Annotated in this window: 23 protein-coding genes and 1 rRNA gene; 17 read left to right on the forward strand and 7 right to left on the reverse strand. The window is 56.1% G+C overall.

Annotated elements, in window-relative coordinates:
- Nucleotides 1–25 precede the first annotated feature (25 nt).
- The 6 genes from rng to csrD all read right to left on the reverse strand — a co-directional run bounded on the left by rng (nucleotide 26) and on the right by csrD (nucleotide 6,971).
- A complete protein-coding gene (gene rng, locus ACMGEE_RS10465) occupies nucleotides 26–1,495 on the reverse strand; it encodes a ribonuclease G (protein ID WP_253457817.1) in 1,470 nt (489 codons plus the stop codon).
- Nucleotides 1,485–2,078 (reverse strand): Maf family protein, encoded by a 594-nt coding sequence (locus ACMGEE_RS10470; RefSeq protein ID WP_253457814.1) that lies wholly within the window; start codon nucleotides 2,076–2,078, stop codon nucleotides 1,485–1,487. The genes rng and ACMGEE_RS10470 overlap by 11 nt, the downstream gene beginning before the upstream one ends.
- An 8-nt stretch (nucleotides 2,079–2,086) precedes the next feature.
- Nucleotides 2,087–2,575 carry a rod shape-determining protein MreD gene (mreD, locus tag ACMGEE_RS10475; RefSeq protein WP_253457811.1) on the reverse strand — a complete coding sequence of 163 codons (489 nt, stop codon included), beginning with the start codon at nucleotides 2,573–2,575 and terminating at the stop codon, nucleotides 2,087–2,089.
- The gene (gene mreC / locus ACMGEE_RS10480; protein WP_301250738.1) at nucleotides 2,572–3,600 is read right to left on the reverse strand and encodes a rod shape-determining protein MreC; all 1,029 of its coding nucleotides are present in this window, start codon (nucleotides 3,598–3,600) and stop codon (nucleotides 2,572–2,574) included. The genes mreD and mreC overlap by 4 nt, the downstream gene beginning before the upstream one ends.
- A gap of 64 nt (nucleotides 3,601–3,664) precedes the next feature.
- A complete protein-coding gene (gene mreB, locus ACMGEE_RS10485; RefSeq protein WP_003855260.1) occupies nucleotides 3,665–4,708 on the reverse strand; it encodes a rod shape-determining protein MreB in 1,044 nt (347 codons plus the stop codon).
- 313 nt (nucleotides 4,709–5,021) lie between these two features.
- Nucleotides 5,022–6,971 (reverse strand): RNase E specificity factor CsrD, encoded by a 1,950-nt coding sequence (csrD, locus tag ACMGEE_RS10490; protein ID WP_436830000.1) that lies wholly within the window; start codon nucleotides 6,969–6,971, stop codon nucleotides 5,022–5,024.
- Nucleotides 6,972–7,150: 179 nt separating this feature from the next.
- Between csrD and acuI the strand changes: the two genes are divergently transcribed.
- The 17 genes from acuI (at nucleotide 7,151) to ACMGEE_RS10575 (ending at nucleotide 23,543) form a co-directional block, all read left to right on the forward strand.
- Nucleotides 7,151–8,128, forward strand: a complete 978-nt coding sequence (acuI, locus tag ACMGEE_RS10495) for an acrylyl-CoA reductase (NADPH) (RefSeq protein ID WP_436830001.1) — start codon at nucleotides 7,151–7,153, stop codon at nucleotides 8,126–8,128.
- A 239-nt stretch (nucleotides 8,129–8,367) separates the two neighbouring features.
- Nucleotides 8,368–9,375 carry a protein-methionine-sulfoxide reductase catalytic subunit MsrP gene (gene msrP, locus ACMGEE_RS10500; protein ID WP_436830002.1) on the forward strand — a complete coding sequence of 336 codons (1,008 nt, stop codon included), beginning with the start codon at nucleotides 8,368–8,370 and terminating at the stop codon, nucleotides 9,373–9,375.
- Nucleotides 9,375–9,974 carry a protein-methionine-sulfoxide reductase heme-binding subunit MsrQ gene (gene msrQ / locus ACMGEE_RS10505; protein ID WP_253457796.1) on the forward strand — a complete coding sequence of 200 codons (600 nt, stop codon included), beginning with the start codon at nucleotides 9,375–9,377 and terminating at the stop codon, nucleotides 9,972–9,974. Before msrP ends, msrQ begins: the two co-directional genes overlap by 1 nt.
- Before the next feature lie 216 nt (nucleotides 9,975–10,190).
- On the forward strand, nucleotides 10,191–10,643 hold the full coding sequence (aroQ, locus tag ACMGEE_RS10510) for a type II 3-dehydroquinate dehydratase (RefSeq protein ID WP_199746318.1): 453 nt from the start codon (nucleotides 10,191–10,193) through the stop codon (nucleotides 10,641–10,643).
- 21 nt (nucleotides 10,644–10,664) lie between these two features.
- Nucleotides 10,665–11,135: an acetyl-CoA carboxylase biotin carboxyl carrier protein gene (gene accB, locus ACMGEE_RS10515; RefSeq protein WP_125287048.1), complete on the forward strand. Its 471-nt coding sequence runs from the start codon at nucleotides 10,665–10,667 to the stop codon at nucleotides 11,133–11,135.
- An 11-nt stretch (nucleotides 11,136–11,146) separates the two neighbouring features.
- A complete protein-coding gene (accC, locus tag ACMGEE_RS10520) occupies nucleotides 11,147–12,496 on the forward strand; it encodes an acetyl-CoA carboxylase biotin carboxylase subunit (protein WP_253457793.1) in 1,350 nt (449 codons plus the stop codon).
- 67 nt (nucleotides 12,497–12,563) lie between these two features.
- On the forward strand, nucleotides 12,564–12,800 hold the full coding sequence (locus ACMGEE_RS10525; RefSeq protein WP_125287046.1) for a YhdT family protein: 237 nt from the start codon (nucleotides 12,564–12,566) through the stop codon (nucleotides 12,798–12,800).
- Complete coding sequence (panF, locus tag ACMGEE_RS10530; RefSeq protein WP_301250742.1) at nucleotides 12,797–14,224, forward strand: sodium/pantothenate symporter; 1,428 nt, start codon at nucleotides 12,797–12,799, stop codon at nucleotides 14,222–14,224. Before ACMGEE_RS10525 ends, panF begins: the two co-directional genes overlap by 4 nt.
- A gap of 30 nt (nucleotides 14,225–14,254) precedes the next feature.
- The gene (gene prmA, locus ACMGEE_RS10535) at nucleotides 14,255–15,136 is read left to right on the forward strand and encodes a 50S ribosomal protein L11 methyltransferase (RefSeq protein ID WP_301250744.1); all 882 of its coding nucleotides are present in this window, start codon (nucleotides 14,255–14,257) and stop codon (nucleotides 15,134–15,136) included.
- Between the two features lie 112 nt (nucleotides 15,137–15,248).
- Nucleotides 15,249–15,980: a carbonic anhydrase gene (locus ACMGEE_RS10540; RefSeq protein WP_367317853.1), complete on the forward strand. Its 732-nt coding sequence runs from the start codon at nucleotides 15,249–15,251 to the stop codon at nucleotides 15,978–15,980.
- Between the two features lie 295 nt (nucleotides 15,981–16,275).
- Complete coding sequence (dusB, locus tag ACMGEE_RS10545; protein WP_125287483.1) at nucleotides 16,276–17,241, forward strand: tRNA dihydrouridine synthase DusB; 966 nt, start codon at nucleotides 16,276–16,278, stop codon at nucleotides 17,239–17,241.
- A 24-nt stretch (nucleotides 17,242–17,265) separates the two neighbouring features.
- Nucleotides 17,266–17,562 (forward strand): DNA-binding transcriptional regulator Fis, encoded by a 297-nt coding sequence (fis, locus tag ACMGEE_RS10550; protein WP_000462905.1) that lies wholly within the window; start codon nucleotides 17,266–17,268, stop codon nucleotides 17,560–17,562.
- 200 nt (nucleotides 17,563–17,762) lie between these two features.
- Entirely contained in the window at nucleotides 17,763–18,683 is a 921-nt protein-coding gene (gene lpxP / locus ACMGEE_RS10555) for a kdo(2)-lipid IV(A) palmitoleoyltransferase (protein WP_253457781.1), read from the forward strand.
- A 706-nt stretch (nucleotides 18,684–19,389) separates the two neighbouring features.
- Nucleotides 19,390–20,415 carry an amino acid ABC transporter substrate-binding protein gene (locus tag ACMGEE_RS10560; RefSeq protein ID WP_125287040.1) on the forward strand — a complete coding sequence of 342 codons (1,026 nt, stop codon included), beginning with the start codon at nucleotides 19,390–19,392 and terminating at the stop codon, nucleotides 20,413–20,415.
- A gap of 63 nt (nucleotides 20,416–20,478) precedes the next feature.
- Entirely contained in the window at nucleotides 20,479–21,657 is a 1,179-nt protein-coding gene (locus ACMGEE_RS10565; protein WP_253457775.1) for an amino acid ABC transporter permease, read from the forward strand.
- A gap of 15 nt (nucleotides 21,658–21,672) precedes the next feature.
- Complete coding sequence (locus ACMGEE_RS10570) at nucleotides 21,673–22,773, forward strand: amino acid ABC transporter permease (RefSeq protein ID WP_253457773.1); 1,101 nt, start codon at nucleotides 21,673–21,675, stop codon at nucleotides 22,771–22,773.
- Nucleotides 22,774–22,781: 8 nt separating this feature from the next.
- Complete coding sequence (locus tag ACMGEE_RS10575) at nucleotides 22,782–23,543, forward strand: amino acid ABC transporter ATP-binding protein (protein ID WP_301250750.1); 762 nt, start codon at nucleotides 22,782–22,784, stop codon at nucleotides 23,541–23,543.
- 393 nt (nucleotides 23,544–23,936) lie between these two features.
- Here the strand turns inward: ACMGEE_RS10575 and rrf are convergent.
- Nucleotides 23,937–24,052, reverse strand: a 5S ribosomal RNA gene (rrf, locus tag ACMGEE_RS10580).
- Nucleotides 24,053–24,215 lie beyond the last annotated feature (163 nt).

Below are 24,215 nucleotides of genomic sequence, written 5' to 3' on the forward strand. Positions count from 1 at the left end.
TGTTCTGAGCGGGATAGCCGATGGCTTACATCATCACCACGTCAAACTGCTCCTGAGTATAGAGCGGTTCAATCTGTACTTTCACCTGCTTGCCGACGAATATCTCTACTTCCGCCAGCGCATGGGATTCGTCGGTTTTCAGCGCCTCGCCAACCGCAGGCGAAACGTAAACCAAAAAACGGTCCGAATCGTAGGCGTGATGAACGCGGACTATTTCGCGCATGATCTCATAGCAGACGGTTTCCACGGTTTTCAGCGTGCCGCGTCCTTTGCAGACCGGGCAGTCCTGACACAGCACATGCTCAATGCTTTCCCGCGTGCGTTTACGGGTCATCTCTACCAGCCCAAGCTGCGAGAAACCATTGATGCCGGTTTTAACCCGATCCTTACTCAGCGCCTGCTCCAGCGAGTGCAGCACGCGACGGCGATGATCTTCGTTATTCATATCGATAAAGTCGATAATGATAATGCCGCCGAGGTTGCGCAGACGCAGCTGGCGGGCGATCGCCTGCGTCGCCTCGACGTTGGTGTTAAAGATGGTTTCATCCAGATTGCGATGGCCGACAAAGGCGCCGGTATTGATATCGATGGTGGTCATCGCCTCGGTTTGATCGATGATCAGATAGCCGCCGGATTTCAGCTCCACCTTGCGATCCAGCGAGCGCTGGATTTCGTTTTCCACATCGAACAAATCGAAAATCGGCTGCTTGCCGGTGTACAGCTCCAGCTTTGCCGTCATTTCAGGAATGTATTCGCTGGTGAACTCCACCAGATGTTCCCACGTCTGACGCGAATCGATACGGATACGATCCAGGGCAGCCCCGGCGAAATCGCGCAGGATACGCTGCGACAGCGCGACTTCACCATAGAGGCGGCAGCGGGTTTTATTGCGCTTTTTGCGCTCGATGACCTTAGTCCACAGGCGTTTTAGAAACGCGGCGTCGGAAGCCAGCTCCTGTTCGCCCACGCCTTCGGCGGCGGTGCGGATAATATAGCCGCCCAGCTCGTCGCAGTAGGCGGCCACCACGGACTTAAGACGCTCCCGCTCCGCTTCGCTTTCTATACGTTGCGAAACGCCAACGTGCGACGCGCCCGGCATAAAGACCAGATAGCGCGAAGGCAGCGTGATATCGGTGGTGAGACGCGCGCCTTTAGTGCCCAGCGGATCTTTCACCACCTGCACCATCAGATCCTGTCCCTGGCGAACCAGTTCGGAAATATCGCGTACGGAAAAGTTTTTACGCTCGTCGCCCGCTACGCATTCGGTATGCGGCATGATGTCGGAAGCGTGCAGAAAGGCGGCTTTTTCCAGCCCGATATCGACAAAGGCAGCCTGCATGCCCGGCAGAACCCGGCTGACGCGCCCTTTATAGATATTGCCGACAATGCCCCGGCGCGCTTCGCGTTCAATATGAATTTCCTGCAGAATGCCGCCGTCAATATAGGCGACGCGCGTTTCCGAAGGGGTAATATTTACCAGAAGTTCAGCCGTCATCTTGTTCCCTTACCTCACGCAGCGCGTGAAACTGGCTCAGCAGCTCAGCCGTTTCCACCAGGGGCAGCCCCACCACCGCGTGATAGCTTCCATTGATTTTTCTGACGAAATTCCCGCCCAATCCCTGAATGCCATAGGCGCCCGCTTTATCCATCGGCTCGCCGCTGGCGATATAGGCCGCAATGTCCTCCTCGCTCAGCAGGCGAAAAGTGACTTCCGTTACCACCATGCACGCCAGCTGCCGTTGCCGATCGGCCAGCGCGACGGCCGTCATCACCTGATGCGTCTGGCCGGAAAGTTTAGCCAGCATCGCGGCGGCGGCGGCCTCGTCTGCCGGTTTCTCCAGCACTTCGTTGTTCAGCACCACGATGGTATCGGCGCCCAGCACCGGCAGATCCTGCTCCGCCACCGCCACGCCGGCCTGCGCTTTTTCCAGCGCCAGACGCCGGACGTAGGCTTCCGCCATTTCGCCGGGCTGCTGCCGCTCTTCAACCTGCGTGCTTAAACGCGCAAAACGCAGACCAAGCTGCGTAAGTAATTCACGACGACGGGGAGAACCGGAGGCCAGGTAAAGGGATATCATACTCTTCCTTATTGTACGGCAAACTGGCGACGTATTTTTCTCATCAGCAAGAACAGCCAGGGCCACAGAATACCGTCTATTACGCTGCTCCAGAAGATTTCCGGACGAAACGAGACGTTAATAACTAAAAATTCCGCCCAGAAGACAATGACATCCATCGCCAGCGACAGCACCATCACCATCAGCGCCTGCTGCCAGAGCGCCAGATTGCGGAATAGCTGGAATTTAAACGCCACCAGGTAAGCAAGGATGCTGAAAGCCAGCGCACGCACGCCCAGCGTCGAGCCTGAAATCAGATCCATTATAGATCCCATCACAAAACCCGTGCCGACATTCACGCGATGCGGCAGCGCCAGCACCCAGTAAATCAGGATCAACAGCAGCCAGGAAGGCCGGAACATATAGAGCTGATCGGGCCACGGCATGATTTGCAGCACCAGCGCCACCAGAAACGAGCACCAGATAACCCAGCGACCATGGCTGCGATAGCTGCTCAAGGCTGGCCTCTGCGCGAGGCGGGCGCGGCAGCGGCAGGCGCGGCCTGAGCCGCAGGCGTTGTCTGGCCGGTTGTCGATGCGTTATCCGGCGCAGGCGGCCCCATCATTTCGCTGGCGGCCGGCAGCACCTGCGGCATCATCTGCATCAGGCGCTCGTTGGCGACGCGGTGCACTTCATCCGGCGCCATCGGCATGGTGCCGTTGCGATCCGCGCCCCACAGCAGCAGCAGATAGCGCAAGCGTTGCAGGCCCGCCGTCGGACGCGCCTGGATCACGGTATAGGCGCGCTGCGTATCGAGCTTCACGGAGGACACCACGCCGACCGGGTAGCCTTCCGGGAAGCGACCGCCGAGGCCGGAAGTGACCAGCACGTCGCCCACGCGGATATCGGTGTTGCCCGGCAGGTGCTCAAGCTGAAGATCTTCCGTACAGCCGTTGCCCGCCGCAATCACGCGGATATCGTTGCGCAATACCTGAATCGGCAGCGCGTGAGAGGAGTCGCAAATCAGCATGACGCGGCTGGTGATTTTACCGACGGCGACGACCTGGCCGACCACGCCTTTATCGCTGATAACCGGCTGGCCTTCGTAAACGCCGTTTACGCTGCCTTTGTCGATTACCACCTGATCGGTATAGGGATCCGTGCCGGTAGAGATGACCTGGGTGACCATCTTGTGCTCGTCCTGACGCAGCGGCGAACCAAGCAGCTCGCGCAGACGCGCGTTTTCCTGCTTAAATTGCCCCAGCATCAGCAGCTCGCTGTTTTTCAGCATCAGCTCGCGATGCAGGGCTTTGTTTTCCAGCTCAAGCTGCTGGCGAGAGGCCAGCGTGTCGGAAACGCTGTCCAGAATCTGACGTGGCCCGTTGGCCAGAAAATAGAATGGGCTGACCGCCGTATCCATGTAGGTGCGTATCTGGCTGAAAGCGCCCATACGGCTGTCGGCGATAATCACGCCTATCGCTACCACAACTGCCAGAAACAAGCGTAACTGCAGGGATGGGCCCCTGCTGAAGATCGGCTTCATAAACTCGGCGTATTCCTCGACATCATTAACAAGACGCGCGGGACCCGCGCGCCTTCATGGCAAATTATTCTTCGCTGAACAAATCGCCGCCGTGCATGTCGATCATTTCCAACGCCTTACCGCCGCCGCGTGCGACGCAGGTCAGCGGATCTTCAGCCACTACCACCGGAATACCGGTTTCTTCCATCAGCAGACGGTCAAGGTTGCGCAGCAGCGCACCGCCGCCGGTCAGCACCATGCCGCGCTCGGAGATGTCAGAGGCCAGCTCTGGCGGACACTGTTCCAGCGCAACCATCACCGCGCTAACGATGCCGGTCAGCGGCTCCTGGAGCGCCTCCAGAATTTCGTTGGAGTTCAGCGTAAAGCCGCGAGGCACGCCTTCCGCCAGGTTACGACCGCGCACTTCGATCTCACGCACTTCGTCGCCCGGATAAGCGGAGCCGATCTCATGTTTGATTCGTTCAGCGGTGGCTTCGCCGATCAGCGAGCCGTAGTTACGGCGCACGTAATTAATAATGGCTTCGTCAAAGCGATCGCCGCCAATGCGCACGGAAGAGGAGTAAACCACGCCGTTCAGAGAGATCACCGCAACTTCCGTGGTGCCGCCGCCGATATCGACCACCATTGAACCGGTCGCTTCCGAAACCGGCAGGCCAGCACCGATAGCGGCTGCCATCGGCTCTTCAATCAGGAAAACTTCACGCGCGCCTGCGCCCTGTGCGGATTCACGGATCGCACGGCGTTCAACCTGGGTCGCGCCGACAGGCACACACACCAGCACGCGCGGGCTTGGGCGCATAAAGCTGTTGCTGTGAACCTGTTTGATAAAGTGTTGCAGCATCTTTTCGGTCACAAAGAAGTCGGCGATCACGCCGTCTTTCATTGGACGGATAGCAGCGATATTGCCGGGGGTACGACCCAGCATCTGCTTGGCGTCATGACCTACTGCCGCGACGCTCTTTGGGGAACCGGCACGATCCTGACGAATAGCAACGACGGAAGGCTCATTCAGAACGATGCCCTGTCCTTTCACATAAATCAGGGTATTGGCGGTACCCAGGTCGATGGACAAGTCGTTGGAAAACATGCCACGGAATTTTTTAAACATACTGAAGGATAATCCTGCTAGCTGGGGGCGGATAATAAAATCCGCTTACTTTACCAACCACACGAAGCAGCGACAAGGCGCAAAAACGCTCTACTTCGGTGAAAAATCACGCTATCTCTCGCCTGAGTCACAACCCAAAAAACTACGCGAGCAGAATGCCTGAGTTCAGGCGCATCGCCCCTGTTTTAAGGCCGTTTTACGGACATAACGTACATGAATTTTTACATATTTAGGCACTGCTTTACCGCCCGTCAAACGTAGCCGGCACCACAGCTGCGCGGCTATTCTACGTGAAATCCGGCTTAACGGCAGACTAAACTCGATATCTTTGCGAATATTTTTTCATATCGCCTGTCAGCAGCTGCGAAGGAGCAAAAAAATCGCCCTGGCCGCCGTTTATCCCTGACTCCGTTAAGGTTTGCCATTCACTTCGGGTTTTTACGCCTGCGGCGAAAACCTGCGTTGACGTACCCTTGCAGCTTTCGAGCAAACTCTGCACAAACAGCTGATTCTCCTTGCGACGGTCAATATTGCGCACCAGACCGGGATGCAGCTTGATCAGTTCCGGCGACACCACCTTGATGTAGACCGTACTGACCAGCGTTAACCCTGCCTGGATAATGGCAATACGGCAGCCAAAACCTTTCAGTAAATGAAAGGCGCCGTGCAAGCGGCAGAGATGTTGACCTACATCCGCTTCCGCAAGTTCAAATAAAATACGGTTTCTTTGTGATTTAGTGTATTGCAGCAGCATATCGCGCAGCCAAATCTGGAAAGGACGCTGCAGGAGCGCATCGATCGTCAGCGGTATCGCCAGCGTTTCCTCCGGCCAGGCCTGGATAAAGCTCAGGATGCGGCTTACCAAAATTCGGTCATAACCTTCGGCCATGCCCAGCTGCTGCACCAGCGGCAGATATTCAGCCGCCGCCAGCTCGGTTTTGCCGTCAAAGATCCTCGGCATGATTTCGCGATGGTGCAGCCGCCCTTCCCGCGTTACCGCCGGTTTCTGATACAAACGCGGCCCGCCGCGACTGAGGGTATTTTCCAGCAGCGTGCGCCACTTGACGCTGCCGCGGCTCAGCTCCGGCGCCGGTTTTTCGCTGACCGACCAGTTATTGCCGCCCAGCAGCGCCGCGTGCCGCGTGGCCAGCTCGACGTTTTCCATGACCTGCTGCGTGGTTTGCCCGCTTTGCCAGGCGCTGATGCCGATATGGATCATATCTTCCCGATCCAGCATGCGCGTGGGCGGCAGCGCGTCCACGGCTTTGATCAGCTGGGAGGCGATGCTGTCGGCATCCTTCAGGCTGCGATGCGGCAGCAGAACGGCGAAATCACTGCGGAAATAGCGTGCCAGCAGCGCACCCGGATAGCGCATCACGAAGGTAGACAGCAGGTTCACCAGGCCGAAAAGGTAATCCTGCACGGGCGCATGGCCCCAGTTGTCACGCAGCGTGTCGAGATCCGGCAGGCGGATCATCATTACCATGCCGTGCGCGCCGGCGGTTTCGCTATCTTCCAGCAGCGTGGCCAGCTGGTTGTCGAAGAAAAGGCGGTTATGCAGGCCGGTCATGGGATCCTGCGCGGCGAAAGCCCGGATCAGCGTATCAACGCGATTGCGGCGCTCGGAGGCTTCCTGCAAATCGCCGAGCAGCAGATCCAGCGCGCTGCTGGCCTTGGGCGGCCACTCCAGTACGGAACCCGGGCGCACGGTTTCTCTTTCGCCCCTCAGCACTTTTGCCGCGCGATTTTCCAGCCGCTCCATGCCTTCAAGCTGCCGGTACAGCCAGCGATGCGAGAAAAACAGGATCAGCAGCAGGATGCCGAGCGCCAGCACCAGCAGGCTTAAGATGGACGCGCCAATAAAGGACATCAGCCAGGTTTTCGCGCTGTCTATCCAGACGATATGCAGCACGTACCGGGCATGTTTGCTCAGAGGGATAACGCTGTCGCGATAGCGGTTAGGCTCATCTTCCATCAGCGCATCCTGATGGCGGGAAAGGGTTTTAACGGGCTGATTATTTACCATGAAAGTGATGCGAACAACCTGTAAAGGCCCCATCACCTGCGACAGCCCCGGGGCTATCTGGTCAGGAGATTGATGGTCGAGTGCCCTGTCGATGTCGTCCGCCATCGTCTGCAGACGATGCTCAGCGCGCAAATCGCTAAGGTAATAAAAGCTCATTACGCCGCCCACCAGCATGACAAGCATGACCAGTGCGCTGACAAAGGTAATCATTGCGGAGAGTTTGGTGGTTAATCGCATCCTTGTGCTCTTTGGCTACCGTGAAAGAGACGCCGTAGCAAAAAGCAGTAACGGCGAATGGCTTTGCAGAGACCTTCCTCATGCTTTTATGCATCTTAAACAAAATTTTACTGATTGCCGGGAGTATAGTGAGGTCAGACTTTTATTATACCTTTCCGTTCCATTTTCAGGAGATTCTCATGCACGCACTGGTTCTCGAACAGTCCGAAGGCAAAACCCTGGCCACGGTAAAACAGCTCAGCCCGGACGCCCTGCCACCGGGCGAGGTGACGGTAGATGTCAGCTGGTCAGGCCTGAACTACAAAGATGCGCTGGCGATTACCGGCAAAGGGAAAATTGTCCGGCAGTTTCCGATGGTGCCCGGCATCGATTTTGCAGGCCAGGTGCGCCATAGCGAAGATCCGCGCTTTCATACCGGACAACAGGTGCTGCTGACCGGCTGGGGCGTAGGGGAAAATCACTGGGGCGGCCTGGCGGAACAGGCCAGGGTAAAAGGCGACTGGCTGACGCCGATGCCGGAAGGGCTTGATGGCCGTCGGGCGATGATTATCGGCACGGCCGGCCTGACCGCTATGCTGTGCGTCATGGCGCTGGAGGAAGGCGGCGTGCGGCCTGACAGCGGCGAGGTAATAGTGACCGGCGCCAGCGGCGGCGTGGGCAGCACGGCGGTTTCCCTGCTCAGCTCGCTCGGCTATCGGGTGACAGCGGTAAGCGGCAGATCCTCCACCCATGACTATCTTCACCAGCTGGGCGCCAGCGAGATCCTGCCGCGTGAGGCTTTCAGCGCCGACAGCCGACCGCTGGAAAAACAGCGCTGGGCCGGCGCGGTGGATACCGCTGGTGATAAGGTACTGGCGAGCGTGCTGGCGCAGATGAACTACGGCGGCGTGGTGGCGGCCTGCGGCCTGGCGGCCGGATTTGCATTGCCAACCACCGTAATGCCTTTTATTCTGCGCAACGTGCGCCTTCAGGGCGTTGATTCCGTTACGGCACCCGCAGAGCGTCGCCTTGCGGCCTGGAAAAGGCTGGTTAAAACGCTGCCAGACGCGTTTTATCAGCAGGCGACAACGGAAATTGCGCTGGTCGATGCCGCTGCCAGCGCGGCCAAACTGCTTAATAACGAGATTACGGGCCGGACGCTGGTAAAAATTCGCTAGCGCGTTATATCACCTGGCGTGCCGATCCCGCCAGGTGGTTTTTATCGCGCGCCGCTTGCCGCCCGGCGTAGCGAACCCGCCTTATATTTACCTTTCTTCAACATTCACATAACTGATTACACTTCCTGCTCTCTTAACGGTTTTACGGAGCTGATATTCTGCGCGCCAGCCGCTTTTTTATTCGCTGAATTCGCTTTTTTTGGTCATGCTAAAAAGTGACCGTCTCTGGAGACACAGCCATGAAGCCCGTTGATAAACTCACTGAAAACGATGTTACCCCGGAAAGCATTTTCAACGCCCGGCGTCGCCAGGTAATGAAAGCGCTGGGGATTAGCGCCGCCGCGCTGTCGGTGCCGACGGCCCGCGCCGACGTGCTTTCCTGGCTACAGGGAAAAGGCAAAGAGAGCCAGAAAGCGCTGGCCGGTAAACCGCTCGACTTCAGCAAGCCCGCACAGTATCAGGCCGACTTAGCGTTGACGCCGGAAGATAAGGTAACGGGCTACAACAACTTTTATGAATTCGGCCTGGATAAAGCGGATCCGGCGGCCAACGCCGGCTCGTTGAAAACCGCCGACTGGAAAATCGAGATCGGCGGCGAAGTAATGAAGCCGATGACGCTGGATATGGACGATATCTTTAAGCGGTTTCCGTTAGAGCAGCGTATTTATCGGATGCGCTGCGTGGAGGCCTGGTCGATGGTGGTGCCCTGGATTGGGTTCGAGCTGGGCAAGCTGTTAAAAGCCGCAGAGCCGACCAGCAATGCGCGCTATGTCGCCTTTCAAACGATTTACGCGCCGGAAGAGATGCCGGGCCAGCGCGATCGCTTTGTCGGCGGCGGCATCGATTATCCCTATGTGGAAGGGCTGCGGCTGGATGAAGCGATGCATCCGCTGACCATGTTAACCACCGGCGTTTACGGCAAAGCGCTGCCGCCGCAAAACGGCGCGCCGATCCGCCTGACCGTGCCGTGGAAATACGGGTTTAAGGGCATCAAGTCCATCGTGAAAATTACCCTGGTCAAGGCGCAGCCGCCGACTACCTGGAACTTGCTGGCCTCGAACGAGTATGGCTTCTACGGCAATGTGAATCCGCATGTTGATCATCCGCGCTGGTCGCAGGCTACGGAGCGTTTTATCGGCTCCGGCGGCATTCTGGACGTCAAGCGTCAGCCCACGCTGCTGTTTAACGGCTATGCCGACCAGGTGGCTTCCCTCTATAAGGGATTAGATCTGCGGGAGAACTTCTAGTGCGTCTGACGGGCAAGCAGATCACCGGCCTGAAAGTACTGCTGCATCTGGCCGGTTTTTTACCTTTTCTCTGGCTGATCCTGTCTATTAACCAGGGCTGGCTGAGCGCCGATCCGGCAAAGGATATCCAGCATTTTACCGGCCGGATGGCCCTGAAATTCCTGCTCGGCACGCTGCTGGTCACGCCGCTGGCGCGCTACGGCAGGCAGCCGCTGCTTATCCGCGTCCGTCGCCTGCTGGGACTGTGGTGTTTTGCCTGGGCCACGCTGCATCTGGTCAGCTATTCGCTGCTGGAGCTGGGTATCGCTAACCTCAGCCTGCTGGGTTCGGAGCTGATCTCGCGTCCCTACCTGACGCTGGGGATTATCAGCTGGTTTATCCTGCTGCTGCTGTCGCTGACCTCTTTTCAGAAGGCGCAGCGAAAATTGGGCAAAAACTGGCAAAAGCTGCACAACGCCATTTATCTCGTCCTGATCCTGGCACCTGTCCACTATCTGTGGTCGGTTAAAACGTTCTCGCCCCAGCCCTGGATCTACGCGTCTCTGGCGCTGATCCTGCTGCTGTGGCGCTATAAGAAATTCCGTCAGTGGCTGCGATAAAACGTGCGCCGCCGCGCATAACCGGATGCTTTCTTAGGCGTTTGGTGGATTATCTTCGCTGATACGACCAGTATTTAGCTGCGAATTGCGTTGAAATCGTTATAATGCCCGGTTTTAAACCCGTGCAGGGGCCAAATTTCACCGTGAAAGGTGACAAATGGCTTTTCGCATTGTATTTTGTGCGATGCCTCAATTATCGCAGGAGATAGCAGCAAGATGGCTGAAAAGTTTCACATACTGCTTTTGAATGGTCCCAACCTGAACCTCCTTGGCACTCGCGAGCCGGAGAAGTACGGCAGCACGACCCTTCCCGATCTCGTCAGCGGGCTAACTGCGCAGGCTGACGCGCTCAATGTGAAGCTGAGTCATCTGCAGTCTAACGCGGAACACGCGTTAATTGACCGCATTCATGAGGCGAGAGGCAATGTCGATTATATCGTCATTAACCCGGCGGCCTATACGCATACCAGCGTGGCGCTTCGTGATGCCCTGCTTGCAGTCAGCATCCCGTTTATTGAAGTGCACCTGTCCAATGTGCATGCCCGCGAGCCTTTCCGCCATCATTCTTATCTTTCTGATATTGCTGCTGGCGTAATTTGTGGACTTGGCGTCGACGGTTATTCCTGGGCTTTACAGACGGCGGTTAAACGCCTGTCACAATCTAATTAAACAGAGTACGGAACCACACTAATGGATATTCGTAAGATTAAAAAACTGATCGAACTGGTTGAAGAATCAGGCATTGCTGAACTGGAAATTTCTGAAGGTGAAGAGTCCGTTCGCATCAGTCGTTCCCCGGCCAATTCAGGCTACCCAATGATGCAGCAGGCCTGGGCTGCCCCAATGCAGCCGCAGCCAGCGCTGGCAACCGCCGTGGCACCAGCCACCACGCCAGCGATGGAAGCGCCTGCCGCTGCCGAGATCAGTGGCCACATCGTACGTTCACCAATGGTCGGTACTTTCTACCGCACGCCAAGCCCGGACGCGAAAGCCTTTGTCGAAGTCGGCCAGAAAGTTAACGCTGGCGACACCCTGTGCATCGTTGAAGCGATGAAAATGATGAACCAGATCGAAGCCGATAAGTCCGGCGTGGTAAAAGCGATCCTGGTCGAAAGCGGTCAGCCAGTAGAATTTGACGAGCCGCTGGTAGTCATCGAATAACGAGGCGAACCATGCTGGAAAAAATTGTAATTGCTAACCGTGGTGAAATCGCGCTGCGTATTCTGCGCGCCTGTAAAGAACTGGGCATCAAGACCGTGGCCGTGCATTCAAGCGCCGACCGCGATCTGAAACACGTGCTGCTGGCCGATGAGACCGTTTGTATCGGGCCTGCGCCATCTGTTAAAAGCTATCTGAACATCCCGGCGCTGATCTCTGCCGCAGAGATCACCGGCGCGGTGGCTATCCACCCAGGCTACGGCTTCCTCTCTGAGAACGCCGATTTTGCCGAACAGGTGGAGCGCTCCGGCTTTATCTTTATCGGCCCTAAAGCCGACACCATCCGTCTGATGGGCGATAAAGTTTCCGCCATCACCGCGATGAAAAAAACCGGCGTGCCAACCGTACCAGGTTCTGACGGCTCGCTGGGCGACGATATGGAAAAAAACCGCGCCATCGCTCAACGTATCGGTTATCCGGTTATCGTTAAGGCTTCCGGCGGCGGCGGCGGTCGTGGGATGCGCGTTGTGCGCCACGACAAGGATCTTGAGCAATCCATCAACATGACGAAGGCGGAAGCCAAAGCGGCTTTCAACAACGACATGGTTTACATGGAGAAATTCCTCGAGAACCCGCGCCATATCGAAATTCAGGTACTGGCTGACGGCCAGGGCCACGCCATCTATCTGGCCGAGCGCGACTGCTCCATGCAGCGTCGCCACCAGAAAGTGGTGGAAGAGGCGCCAGCGCCGGGCATCACGGAAGAACAGCGCCGCTTTATCGGCGATCGCTGTGCGAAAGCCTGTATCGATATCGGCTACCGTGGCGCGGGCACCTTTGAGTTCCTGTTCGAGAACGGCGAGTTCTACTTCATTGAGATGAACACCCGTATCCAGGTTGAGCATCCGGTTACCGAGATGATCACCGGCGTCGATCTGATCAAAGAGCAGCTGCGTATCGCTGCCGGTCAGCCGCTGTCGATCAAACAGGAAGACGTAGTGGTTCGCGGCCATGCGGTCGAGTGCCGTATCAACGCGGAAGATCCGAACACCTTCCTGCCAAGCCCGGGTAAAATCACGCGCTTCCATGCCCCTGGCGGCTTCGGCGTGCGTTGGGAGTCTCATATTTACGCGGGCTATACCGTACCGCCGTACTATGACTCCATGATCGGCAAGCTGATCACCTACGGTGAGACGCGTGACGTGGCTATTGCCCGTATGAAGAACGCACTGGCGGAACTGATCATCGACGGCATCAAGACTAACGTCGAGCTGCAGATGAAGATCATGAGCGACGAAAACTTCCAGATCGGTGGCACCAACATCCACTATCTGGAGAAAAAACTCGGCATTCAGGAAACCTGATCCGCCAGAGGTAATAAAGGAAGGCCGGTCTGACCGGCCTTTTTCTTTGCCTGTTACGGGAGGAAAAATGGAAAAACGCTTTGTGCAGGCGCATCGCGAGGCGCGCTGGTCGTTCTGGCTGGCGGTCGCCTATGTGGCCGCCTGGTCGCTGACGGCCGCTTTTGGCGGCAATCAGCCGGGCATCACCGGCCTGCCCCACTGGTTCGAAATGGCCTGTCTGTTGGTGCCGCTGCTGTTTATCTTTTTCTGCTGGCTGATGATCAAACGGATCTTTCGTGATATTTCGCTGGAGGATACGCCGTGAAGGCCGGGATCGTTCTGCCCCTTATCGCCTATCTGCTGCTGGTGGCGGCGCTTTCCGTCTACGCGATGCGTAAACGGCGCGAAGGCAACTTTCTTACCGAATATTTTCTCGGCAGCCGCTCGATGGGCGGGTTTGTGCTGGCGATGACGCTGACTACCACCTATATCAGCGCGAGTTCCTTTATCGGCGGGCCTGGCGCCGCCTATAAATATGGGCTGGGCTGGGTGCTACTGTCGATGGTGCAGGTGCCCGCCGTCTGGCTGTCGCTGGGCGTTTTAGGCAAGAAGTTCGCTATTCTGGCCCGGCGCTATAACGCGCTGACGCTTAACGATATGCTCTACGCCCGCTATCGCAGCCCGCTGCTGGTCTGGTTTGCCAGCCTCAGCCTGCTGATCGCCTTTATTGGCGCGATGACCGTGCAGTTTATCGGCGGCGCGCGGCTGCTGGAAACCGCAGCGGGCATTCCTTACAGCAGCGGCCTGCTGATTTTCGGCGGCGCTATTGCGCTCTATACCGCTTTCGGCGGCTTCCGCGCCAGCGTGCTGAACGATGCCTTACAGGGCGTGGTTATGCTGCTTGGCACCTTTATCCTACTGTTTGCGGTGATCCATAGCGCAGGCGGGATGCACAGCGCGGTACAGAAGCTGCAGCAGATCGATCCGCAGCTGATTTCGCCAGGCGGCGTGGATAATATCCTCAGCCCGACCTTTCTGGCCTCTTTCTCGGTGCTGGTCTGTTTTGGCGTGATCGGCCTGCCGCATACCGCCGTACGTTGTATCTCGTATAAAGACAGCAAGGCCGTGCATCGCGGCATCTTACTGGGCACCGTAGTCGTGACCGTACTGATGTTCGGCATGCATCTGGCTGGCGCGCTGGGTCGCGCCGTGATGCCGGGCCTGACCGTGCCGGATCTGGTGATCCCGACGTTGATGATCCACGTTTTGCCGCCGCTGGCCGCCGGGATCTTCCTGGCCGCGCCGATGGCCGCCATTATGTCGACGATCAACGCGCAGCTGTTGCAGTCTTCCGCCACGATCGTCAAGGATCTCTTTTTGCGCGTGCGCCCGCAGCAGTTGGATAACGAGCCGCTGCTCAGAAAGATCTCCGCGACGGTCACGCTGGTGCTGGGCCTGCTGCTGCTGGTGGCGGCCTGGAATCCGCCCGATATGCTGATCTGGCTTAACCTGCTGGCTTTCGGCGGTCTGGAAGCGGTATTTCTGTGGCCGCTGGTGCTGGGGTTATACTGGGAGAAAGCCAATGCTGCCGGCGCACTCAGCAGCATGATCGGCGGCGCGGGCTGCTATACCCTGCTGGCCAGCTTTTCACTGCAGCCGTGGGGGTTTCACCCGATTGTGCCTTCGCTACTGCTGAGCCTGATTGCCTTCGTAATCGGCAACCGTTTTGGCCGCCCTGTCCGGCCTTAGCCTTTATTTGTTTGACTAAAGAGAATCGCAATGCCCTGGATACAAATGAAAATCAACACCACCGGCGACCAGGCTGAAGAGCTGGGCGACGCGCTGATCGAGAACGGGGCTGTCTCGGTCACGTTTCAGGATACCCACGACAATCCGGTGTTTGAACCGTTGCCTGGCGAAACGCGCCTGTGGGGCGATACCGATGCGATCGGCCTGTTTGATGCCGAAACCGACATGCAGGACGTGATTGCCAGTCTGGAACAGCATCCGCTGCTGGGCGCCGGCTTCCACCACAAAATTGAGCAGATCGAAGACAAGGACTGGGAGCGGGAATGGATGGAAAACTTCCATCCGATGCGTTTTGGTCAGCGCCTGTGGATTTGCCCAAGCTGGCGCGACGTGCCGGATCCGAATGCGGTCAACGTGATGCTGGATCCCGGCCTGGCGTTTGGCACCGGCACCCATCCCACGACGGCGATGTGCCTGAGCTGGCTGGACGGCCTGGATCTGGCCGGTAAAACCGTGATCGATTTTGGCTGCGGCTCCGGCATTCTCGCTATCGCGGCGCTGAAGCTGGGTGCGGCACAGGCTATTGGTATCGACATCGATCCGCAGGCGATCCAGGCCAGCCGTGACAATGCCGAGCGCAACGGCGTGTCGGAACGTCTGTCGCTTTACCTGCCTCACGAGCAGCCAGAGAACCTCAGCGCAGATGTCGTGGTCGCTAATATCCTTGCCGGCCCGCTGCGTGAGCTGGCGCCGCTTATCAGCGTGCTGCCGGTTTCCGGCGGTCATCTGGGTCTTTCCGGCGTGCTGGCGAGCCAGGCGGACGGCGTGTGCGAAGCCTATGCGGATAAGTTCGTGCTCGATCCGGTGGCGGAAAAAGAAGAGTGGTGCCGCATTACCGGCGTGCGTCGCTAAACTATCGGTTTCCAGGGACGGATTCAGATAGATTTCCTCTACCATAGGCTTATTATCAGCAGGGTTATTTAATCGCGCCGGCCTGTGCCGGCTACTTCAAGGGATAATGAAGATGAGAAGATATGCTCTGCTGTTCTCCTGCCTTGCCGCTTTGCCCGTCATGGCTGAACCGGCTATTCACTGGTCTTATGAAGGCCAGGGCTCGCCTGAACACTGGGCCGAGCTGGGTGATGAGTTTCAAACCTGTAAAACCGGCCAGTATCAGTCCCCCGTCGATATTACCCGGGTTATTGACGGCAAGCTGCCGCCGCTGGGCATAAACTTTCATACCGATACCAAAACCATTGTTAACAATGGCCACACTATCCAGGTTACGGTGAAGGACAGCGACGATTTTCAGCTTGATAATGACGCATTCGTGCTTAAACAGTTCCATTTTCACGCGCCCAGCGAAAATCACCTTTTCGGCAAAAGCTTTCCGCTTGAAGCGCATTTTGTTCATGCCAACAAGCAAGGCGAGCTGGCCGTGCTGGCCGTTATGTTTGAAACCGGCGCTGAAAACAGCGCGCTTAAGCCTCTGCTCGCGTCCCTGCCCGCACAGCAAAACCAGGTTGAAACCATGAAGCAAAGCATGGATCTCGCCACGCTTTTTCCCGCCGGGAAACACTACTACCGCTTTAGCGGTTCGCTGACTACGCCGCCCTGCACGGAAGGCGTGCGCTGGCTGATTCTGAAGCAGCCCGTTACGCTCTCTCCGGCCCAGCTGGCGGTTTTTGAGCACGCGCTTAAACATGCTAATAATCGCCCCTTGCAGCCTCTGCACGGTCGAATAATTGCCGAATAGCAGTACGCTATTTCGCCTTTTTTTGCAGGCGTATGGCGGCGCTTGTCGCGCTTAGAGCCTGAAGCGCCGCAATTTATAGTGTTAACTGCCTCACAAAAAAAGAAAAATATTTGTTCATCATTTAATCGTTAAAATTCAATCTATTGTTAAATAAGGATATTTATTCGTCTCACCGTCTCCGCAGGCCGACAATGCCGGTTTGAAGGGGGAATTGTTCAAAGTTTGGCCTTTCATCTTCTTAAAAAAATGCGTAATATACGCCGCCTTGCGAACACACTATGGTCACTTTTTTTTCATGCGCATAGGAAACCACCAGCTTCGCAATCGCCTGATTGCAGCACCAATGGCCGGAATTACCGACAGGCCTTTCCGGACGCTTTGTTACGCAATGGGCGCTGGTATGACCGTATCGGAGATGCTGTCGTCAAACCCGGAAGTCTGGGCCAGCGACAAATCCCGACTGCGTATGGTACACAGTGATGAGCCCGGTATTCGTACCGTGCAGATTGCCGGTTGTGATCCTGATGAGATGGCTGAAGCCGCGCGCATTAACGCTTTATCGGGCGCGCAGGTTATCGATATCAACATGGGCTGTCCGGCTAAAAAGGTGAATCGGAAAATGGCGGGCTCTGCCCTGCTGCAGCATCCAGAGCTGGTAAGGTCTATCCTTTCAGCGGTGGTCAATGCGGTGGATGTGCCCGTTACGCTAAAGATTCGCACCGGCTGGGACGTGGACAACCGCAATTGTGTTGAGATTGCCCAATTGGCTGAACGTTGTGGCATTCAGGCCCTGACCATTCACGGACGCACACGCGCGTGTTTGTTCAACGGCGAAGCTGAATATGACAGCATTCGGACAGTTAAGCAGAGTGTCTCTATCCCCGTTATCGCGAACGGAGACATTACTGACCCGCATAAAGCCAGAGCCGTGCTTGACTATACGGGGGCAGATGCCCTGATGATAGGACGCGCGGCTCAGGGAAGACCGTGGATCTTCCGGGAAATCCAGCATTATCTGGACACTGGGGAGCTGCTGGCACCAATGCCACTGGCTGAAGTAAAGCGCTTGCTCATTGGGCACCTACGGGAACTGCACGACTTTTATGGTCACCGCAAAGGATACCGTATTGCCCGGAAGCACGTCTCCTGGTATCTCCAGGAGCACGCCCCAAACGACCAGTTTCGGCGCACATTCAACGCCATTGAGGATGCCAGCGAACAGCTGGAGGCGTTGGAGGCATACTTCGAAAAACTTGCATAATAGAAATAAAGAGCTGACAGAACTATGTTCGAACAACGCGTAAATTCTGACGTACTGACCGTTTCAACCGTTAACTCCCAGGATCAGGTGACTCAAAAGCCTCTGCGTGACTCGGTCAAACAGGCACTGAAGAACTATTTTGCTCAACTGAATGGTCAGGATGTTAATGACCTGTATGAGCTGGTTTTGGCTGAAGTGGAACAGCCACTGTTGGACATGGTGATGCAATATACCCGTGGCAACCAGACCCGTGCAGCCCTGATGATGGGTATCAACCGCGGTACGCTGCGTAAGAAACTGAAAAAATACGGCATGAACTAAGTTTCGGTTCATTGTGACGGAGGCGCTACGTACTGTTAGCGCCTTTTTTAATGGCCGCCGTTCAGACAAAATTGTCTTGATTGTGTAAATAACAGACATTTACCTCAACTTCCTGCCAATCTCGTTGTCCTATACCCTGTACCGCTACGGATTAACGTCTTTATGCGCTACATCTTCCATGCACGCATAAAGAGAGATATATGAAGGTATCCCCCCGCTTTACCCGCAGCCTGATGCACCCTCGTTACTGGATCACCTGGGCTGGTCTGGGACTGCTGTTTTTACTGGTTCAGCTGCCGTTTCCGCTTCTGCAAAAGCTGGGAACCTGGATGGGCCGTACTTCAATGCGGTTTTTAAAGCGCCGTATCCGCATTACCCGTCGTAACCTTGAGCTCTGCTTCCCGGATATGCCGGAAGCGCAAATCGAGCAGCGTATCGTACGCAATTTTGAATCGCTGGGAATGGGCCTGCTGGAAACCGGTATGGCCTGGTTCTGGTCCGATCGCCGGGTGAAGCGCTGGTTTACCGTTAACGGCCTGCACAATTTACAGGCGGCACAACAAGAAGGCCGCGGCGCGCTGATTATCGGCGTGCATTTTATGTCGCTGGAGCTGGGCGGCAGGGCCATGGGCCTGTGTCAGCCGATGATGGCGATGTATCGCCCGCATAACAACAAGCTGATGGAATGGGTACAGACCAAAGGACGGATGCGTTCCAATAAGGCGATGATTAACCGCCGCGATCTGCGTGGCATGGTGCAGGCGTTGAAACAGGGTGAAGCCGTTTGGTTTGCGCCCGATCAGGACTACGGCCCGAAGGGCAGCGTGTTCGCGCCGCTGTTTGCCGTACCGCAGGCGGCTACCACCAGCGGCACCTGGATGCTGGCCCGCATGGCTAAGCCAGCCATGATCACCGTTGTGCTGATCCGTAATGACGACGGCAGCGGTTATGAACTGGTGATCCAACCTGAACTGAAAGATTACCCCATTGCCGATGAGCAGCAGGCTGCTGCCTATATGAATAAGGTGATTGAGACGGAGATCATGCGTGCGCCCGAGCAGTATATGTGGCTGCACCGCCGCTTTAAAACGCGTCCTGATGGCGCACAGCCACTTTACTGAGGCGTCTTAACGTTTATGAACCAGCCCGCAGCGGCTGGTTTTTTTTGCCTCTCTTTTGCTTGCGTCTTCTGCCTTCTGCCTCTCTTCTGCCTTCTGCCTTCTGCCTCTCTTCTGCCTGCTTCTGCCTTCTGCCTTCTGCCTTCTTCTGCCCTCAACTTCTGTCTTCCGCTTTTGCTTATGCTTCTGCTTCTGCTTCTGCGTTTCTGCCTTCCCCTGCAGCTACCAACTTGCCGCTTCCTGCTTCTGGCTTGTCCTTCCTGCTTGCTCTTTGCTCTTTGCTCTTTGCTCTTTGCTCTTTGCTCTTTGCTCTTTGCTGCTTGCTGCTTGCTCCTTACTCCTTGTTCCTTGTTCCTTGTTCCTTGCTCCTTGCTCCTTGCTCCTTGCTCCTTGCTCCTTGCTCCTTGCTGCTTGCTGCTTGCTGCTTGGCGCAACAATAATCGCGCTTTTGCTCACACCGCGTAAATTTTAAGAAACATTTCGCACCATTTGTGACCAGCCGCGCGGCTTTTGCCTCTGTTTGGTGCGCAATATTAGGCAAACTTTCTATACGCTTCCGATTATTAACAAACCTTTCCATGAAATTCAGGATGCTGCAAATCTGGCATTGCCTTTGCAGTGTCGTGGATGGCTCTTGCCACAGACAGGAAAAGTGCACCGCAGCGTGCACTAAAACATAACAAAACGCTTACGCCACACAGGATGCTTTATGAAAAAAATGATGCTCTCCACTTTGGTGGCCGCTGCAGCGCTGTTTGCAGTCGCTAATCAGGCCCATGCCGGTGCTACGCTGGATGCGATTAAAAAGAAAGGGTTTGTGCAGTGCGGGATCAGTGACGGCCTGCCTGGCTTCTCGTTTGCGGATGCCAGCGGTAAATTTAGCGGTATCGATGTGGATGTTTGCCGTGCCGCAGCGGCGGCCGTGTTTGGCGATGCGACAAAAGTAAAATACACCCCGTTAACGGCTAAAGAGCGCTTTACCGCTCTGCAATCCGGCGAAGTCGATATCCTTTCCCGCAATACTACCTGGACCTCCTCGCGCGATGGCGGTATGGGCTTTATTTTTGCCGGCGTAAATTACTATGACGGTATTGGTTTTTTGACTCACCAGAAAGCGGGCCTTAAAAGCGCGAAAGAGCTGGATGGCGCCACGGTTTGTATCCAGGCGGGAACGGATACCGAACTGAACGTCGCCGACTATTTCAAAGCCAACAAAATGCAGTACACGCCTGTGACCTTCGATCGCTCTGACGAATCGGCAAAAGCACTGGATACCGGCCGCTGCGATACGCTGGCCTCTGACCAGTCGCAGCTGTATGCCCTGCGCATCAAGTTAGGCAAGCCGGACGAATTTATCGTGCTGCCGGAAGTGATCTCAAAAGAGCCTTTAGGGCCGGTGGTTCGCCGTGGCGATGATGACTGGTACACCATCGTTAAGTGGTCGCTGTTTGCGATGCTGAACGCGGAAGAGATGGGCATCACCTCAACGAACGTTGACCAGATGGCCGCTAAGCCTTCCACGCCGGATATGGCGCACCTGCTGGGTTCAGAAGGCGATTTCGGCAAGGATCTCAAGCTGAATAACAAATGGGCTTTCAATATCATTAAACAGGTAGGCAACTATCAGGAAGTATTCGATCGTAACGTCGGTAAAGACAGCCAGCTGAAAATCGCACGTGGTCAGAATGCGCTGTGGAACAAAGGCGGCATTCAGTACGCGCCACCGGTACGTTAATTCCCGCTGCAACAGGGCGCCAATCGGCGCCTTCGTCAGAATTTTCGTGACTGAGGTTTCAACATGTCTCAACGCCCGTCCGTAAAAAGGGATATCTCCTTTAGCAATCCTGCGGTGCGCGCCTGGCTGTACCAGATTATCGCCGTGGTGCTGGTGCTGGCCGTAGCTGGCTATCTTATCCACAATACGGTGATTAACCTGGCCAACCGCGGCATCACCTCCGGCTTTGGCTTCCTGGAGCGCAGTGCGGGCTTCGGCATCGTTCAGCATCTTATCGATTACAGCGAAGCCGATACCTATGCCCGCGTCTTTTTGGTCGGCCTGACCAATACGCTGCTGGTCTCCGCGCTCTGTATTGTATTCGCCTCTTTGCTGGGCTTTTTCATTGGCCTTGCCCGCCTGTCGGATAACTGGCTGCTGCGCAAGCTTTCAACCATCTATATCGAAATCTTCCGCAATATTCCGCCGCTGCTGCAAATCTTCTTCTGGTACTTTGCCGTGCTGCGCAATCTGCCGGGCCCACGCCAGGCGATGAACGCCTTCGATCTGGCCTTCATCAGTAATCGCGGCCTTTACATTCCCTGGCCGGCATACGCCCCTGGCACATGGCCTTTTCTTCTCTCCCTGCTGCTTGCTGCGGCATGCAGCGTTGCGCTGTTCCGTTATAACCGTAGCTATCAGTTGAAAACGGGCCAGCTGAGACGTAGCTGGCCTGCCATCCTGGCCATGTTCATTGTTTTCCCTTTGCTCGCTCATCTGGCTTTTGGCGTGCCGATGCACTGGGATGTACCGCTGCTGCGCGGCTTCAATTTCCGCGGCGGTTTTGTGCTGATCCCGGAGCTGGCGGCGCTGACGCTGGCGCTGTCTATCTATACCTCTTCTTTTATTGCTGAGGTGATCCGTGCCGGGATCCAGTCCGTACCGCACGGGCAAAGTGAAGCAGCTCGCTCGCTTGGTCTGCCGAATCCGGTCACGCTACGTCAGGTTATTATTCCTCAGGCGATGCGCGTCATTATCCCGCCGTTGACCAGCCAGTATCTGAACATTGTTAAGAACTCCTCGCTGGCGGCGGCAATCGGCTATCCCGATATGGTGTCGCTGTTTGCCGGCACGGTGCTGAACCAGACGGGACAGGCCATTGAAACCATCGCGATCACTATGGGCGTTTACCTGATTATCAGCCTGTTGATTTCGCTGTTGATGAATATCTATAACCGCAAAATACGGCTGATTGAGCGTTAAGAGAACGGAATAACTATGACTTTAGCCACGCATGATACGCAGCCTGTGCCGGTAAGTTCTTTTACGCGAGCCGTGAAATGGGCCAGAAAAAATCTGTTCTCAAGCTGGGGCAATTCGCTGCTGACGCTGTTCTGCCTGTGGGTGATCTGGAGTGTGATACCGCCAGCGCTGAACTGGCTGATTTTTCAGGCTAACTGGATCGGCACTACCCGCGCGGACTGTACCAAAGATGGCGCCTGCTGGGTGTTTATCCATGCCCGCTTTGGCCAGTTTATGTATGGTCTTTATCCTCATGAGCTGCGCTGGCGCATTAATCTGGCCCTGGTTATCGGCCTGCTCAGCATCATCCCGATGTTTATTAAGTCACTCCCGCGCCGGGGAAGTTATATCGCCGTATGGGCAATTGTTTATCCTGTGGTGGTATGGGTTCTGCTTTATGGCGGCTTCTTTGGGCTTGAACGCGTTGAAACGCGCCAGTGGGGCGGACTCACGCTGACGCTGATTATCGCCTCCGTGGGTATCGCTGGCGCACTGCCGCTCGGTATCCTGCTTGCGCTGGGACGCCGCTCCACGATGCCAGTAGTGCGCTCTCTGTCGATTATCTTTATCGAGTTCTGGCGAGGTGTTCCCCTGATCACGGTGCTGTTTATGTCCTCGGTAATGCTGCCGCTGTTTATGGCGGAAGGCAGCAGCATCGATAAACTAATCCGGGCGTTGGTAGGCGTGATCCTTTTCCAGTCGGCTTATGTAGCAGAAGTGGTACGCGGCGGTTTACAGGCGCTGCCGAAAGGACAGTATGAAGCCGCCGAGTCGCTGGCGCTGGGCTACTGGAAAACGCAGGGGCTGGTTATCCTGCCCCAGGCGCTAAAAATGGTCATCCCCGGCCTCGTCAATACGATTATCGCGCTTTTTAAAGATACCAGCCTGGTGATTATCATCGGGCTTTTCGATCTCTTCAGCAGCGTCCAGCAGGCTACGGTCGATCCCGCCTGGCTTGGTATGTCCACCGAAGGGTACGTTTTTGCCGCGCTGGTTTACTGGATTTTCTGTTTTAGCATGTCGCGCTACAGCCAGTATCTGGAAAGGCGTTTTCACACCGGGCGCACGCCGCACTGAGGCTTACAATGACTAATTCTTTGATTCAATCGGATGAAGCGATGATGATTACGCTGGAAAAAGTTAACAAATGGTATGGGCAGTTTCATGTGCTGAAAGACATTAATTTGCAGGTAAAAGCACGCGAACGCATCGTTCTTTGCGGCCCTTCCGGCTCCGGAAAATCCACCACTATCCGCTGTATCAATCATCTGGAAGAGCATCAGCAGGGTCGTATTGTTGTGGATGGCATCCACCTGAACGATGATTTACGCAATATTGAGCGTGTGCGAACGGAAGTCGGCATGGTGTTTCAACACTTTAACCTTTTTCCGCACCTGAGCGTGCTGCAAAACTGCACGCTGGCACCGATTTGGGTACGCAAAACGCCAAAGAAAGAGGCTGAAGCACTGGCGATGCATTATCTGGAGCGCGTACGCATTGCGGAACATGCGCACAAGTTTCCCGGCCAGCTTTCTGGTGGTCAGCAGCAGCGTGTGGCTATTGCCCGTTCGCTTTGCATGAAGCCCAAAATCATGTTGTTTGATGAGCCGACTTCCGCGCTGGATCCCGAAATGGTAAAAGAAGTGCTGGATACCATGATTGGTCTGGCGGAAGACGGCATGACCATGCTCTGCGTGACGCATGAGATGGGCTTTGCCCGCACCGTGGCGGATCGGGTGATCTTTATGGATCGTGGGGAAATCGTTGAGCAGGCACCGCCGCAGGAGTTCTTCTCCGCACCAAAATCGGAGCGAACCCGGGCTTTTCTTTCGCAGGTTATTCATTAAAACCGATACTGACAACGACCGGCTTAGCCGTGCAAATCTGATGCGAAGACCGAAGCCCTGGTATTTTACCGGGGCTTTTTACTGTTCAGTTTGGCGCTGAGCCGGGGCTGAATAGACGTGGGGACGGGATCGCGCCGCAGAGGGCCGGCGGCGGCCGCTTTTCTGACCGTTTTAAAATAAGGTCGGCGGCCACGGCCGCATTATCAACGTCCGGCAAAAGGTCCGGGAGCCGTAGCGGGGCCGAAAGAGAAGGCGGACGCGCGTTTTACGGGTACGGAAACGGGTGCATTCCACAGCGTGCAGCACGGACGCAGGGAGCGGTCACGCAGAGAGTTTCCCGGCCCACAAACGCAAAAAACCCCGACCGTGAGGTCGGGGTTATCGCAATTTGATGCCTGGCAGTTCCCTACTCTCGCATGGGGAGGCCCCACACTACCATCGGCGCTACGGCGTTTCACTTCTGAGTTCGGCATGGGGTCAGGTGGGACCACCGCGCTAAAGCCGCCAGGCAAATTCTGTTTCCCCCGCCGCCCTGAGGCCGCGCGGGTTTATCCGTGAACAGGCTGAAAATTGTCTGCGTCTCTCATAACGCCCGCCAGAACGCTTCTGGCGTTGTAAGGTTAAGCCTCACGGGTCATTAGTACCGGTTAGCTCAACGCATCGCTGCGCTTA

Source organism: Erwinia artemisiae (assembly GCF_051400835.1).
In the GTDB taxonomy this organism is placed as follows: Bacteria; Pseudomonadota; Gammaproteobacteria; order Enterobacterales; family Enterobacteriaceae; genus Erwinia; species Erwinia aeris.

Coding starts and splice junctions, on each gene's coding strand:
- rng (WP_253457817.1), bottom strand. CDS start 1,495: ATGACGGCTGAACTTCTGGTAAATATTACCCCTTCGGAAACGCGCGTC.
- ACMGEE_RS10470 (WP_253457814.1), bottom strand. CDS start 2,078: ATGATATCCCTTTACCTGGCCTCCGGTTCTCCCCGTCGTCGTGAATTA.
- mreC (WP_301250738.1), bottom strand. CDS start 3,600: ATGAAGCCGATCTTCAGCAGGGGCCCATCCCTGCAGTTACGCTTGTTT.
- mreB (WP_003855260.1), bottom strand. CDS start 4,708: ATGTTTAAAAAATTCCGTGGCATGTTTTCCAACGACTTGTCCATCGAC.
- csrD (WP_436830000.1), bottom strand. CDS start 6,971: ATGCGATTAACCACCAAACTCTCCGCAATGATTACCTTTGTCAGCGCA.
- acuI (WP_436830001.1), top strand. CDS start 7,151: ATGCACGCACTGGTTCTCGAACAGTCCGAAGGCAAAACCCTGGCCACG.
- msrP (WP_436830002.1), top strand. CDS start 8,368: ATGAAGCCCGTTGATAAACTCACTGAAAACGATGTTACCCCGGAAAGC.
- aroQ (WP_199746318.1), top strand. CDS start 10,191: ATGGCTGAAAAGTTTCACATACTGCTTTTGAATGGTCCCAACCTGAAC.
- accB (WP_125287048.1), top strand. CDS start 10,665: ATGGATATTCGTAAGATTAAAAAACTGATCGAACTGGTTGAAGAATCA.
- accC (WP_253457793.1), top strand. CDS start 11,147: ATGCTGGAAAAAATTGTAATTGCTAACCGTGGTGAAATCGCGCTGCGT.
- ACMGEE_RS10525 (WP_125287046.1), top strand. CDS start 12,564: ATGGAAAAACGCTTTGTGCAGGCGCATCGCGAGGCGCGCTGGTCGTTC.
- prmA (WP_301250744.1), top strand. CDS start 14,255: ATGCCCTGGATACAAATGAAAATCAACACCACCGGCGACCAGGCTGAA.
- ACMGEE_RS10540 (WP_367317853.1), top strand. CDS start 15,249: ATGAGAAGATATGCTCTGCTGTTCTCCTGCCTTGCCGCTTTGCCCGTC.
- dusB (WP_125287483.1), top strand. CDS start 16,276: ATGCGCATAGGAAACCACCAGCTTCGCAATCGCCTGATTGCAGCACCA.
- fis (WP_000462905.1), top strand. CDS start 17,266: ATGTTCGAACAACGCGTAAATTCTGACGTACTGACCGTTTCAACCGTT.
- lpxP (WP_253457781.1), top strand. CDS start 17,763: ATGAAGGTATCCCCCCGCTTTACCCGCAGCCTGATGCACCCTCGTTAC.
- ACMGEE_RS10560 (WP_125287040.1), top strand. CDS start 19,390: ATGAAAAAAATGATGCTCTCCACTTTGGTGGCCGCTGCAGCGCTGTTT.
- ACMGEE_RS10565 (WP_253457775.1), top strand. CDS start 20,479: ATGTCTCAACGCCCGTCCGTAAAAAGGGATATCTCCTTTAGCAATCCT.
- ACMGEE_RS10570 (WP_253457773.1), top strand. CDS start 21,673: ATGACTTTAGCCACGCATGATACGCAGCCTGTGCCGGTAAGTTCTTTT.
- ACMGEE_RS10575 (WP_301250750.1), top strand. CDS start 22,782: ATGACTAATTCTTTGATTCAATCGGATGAAGCGATGATGATTACGCTG.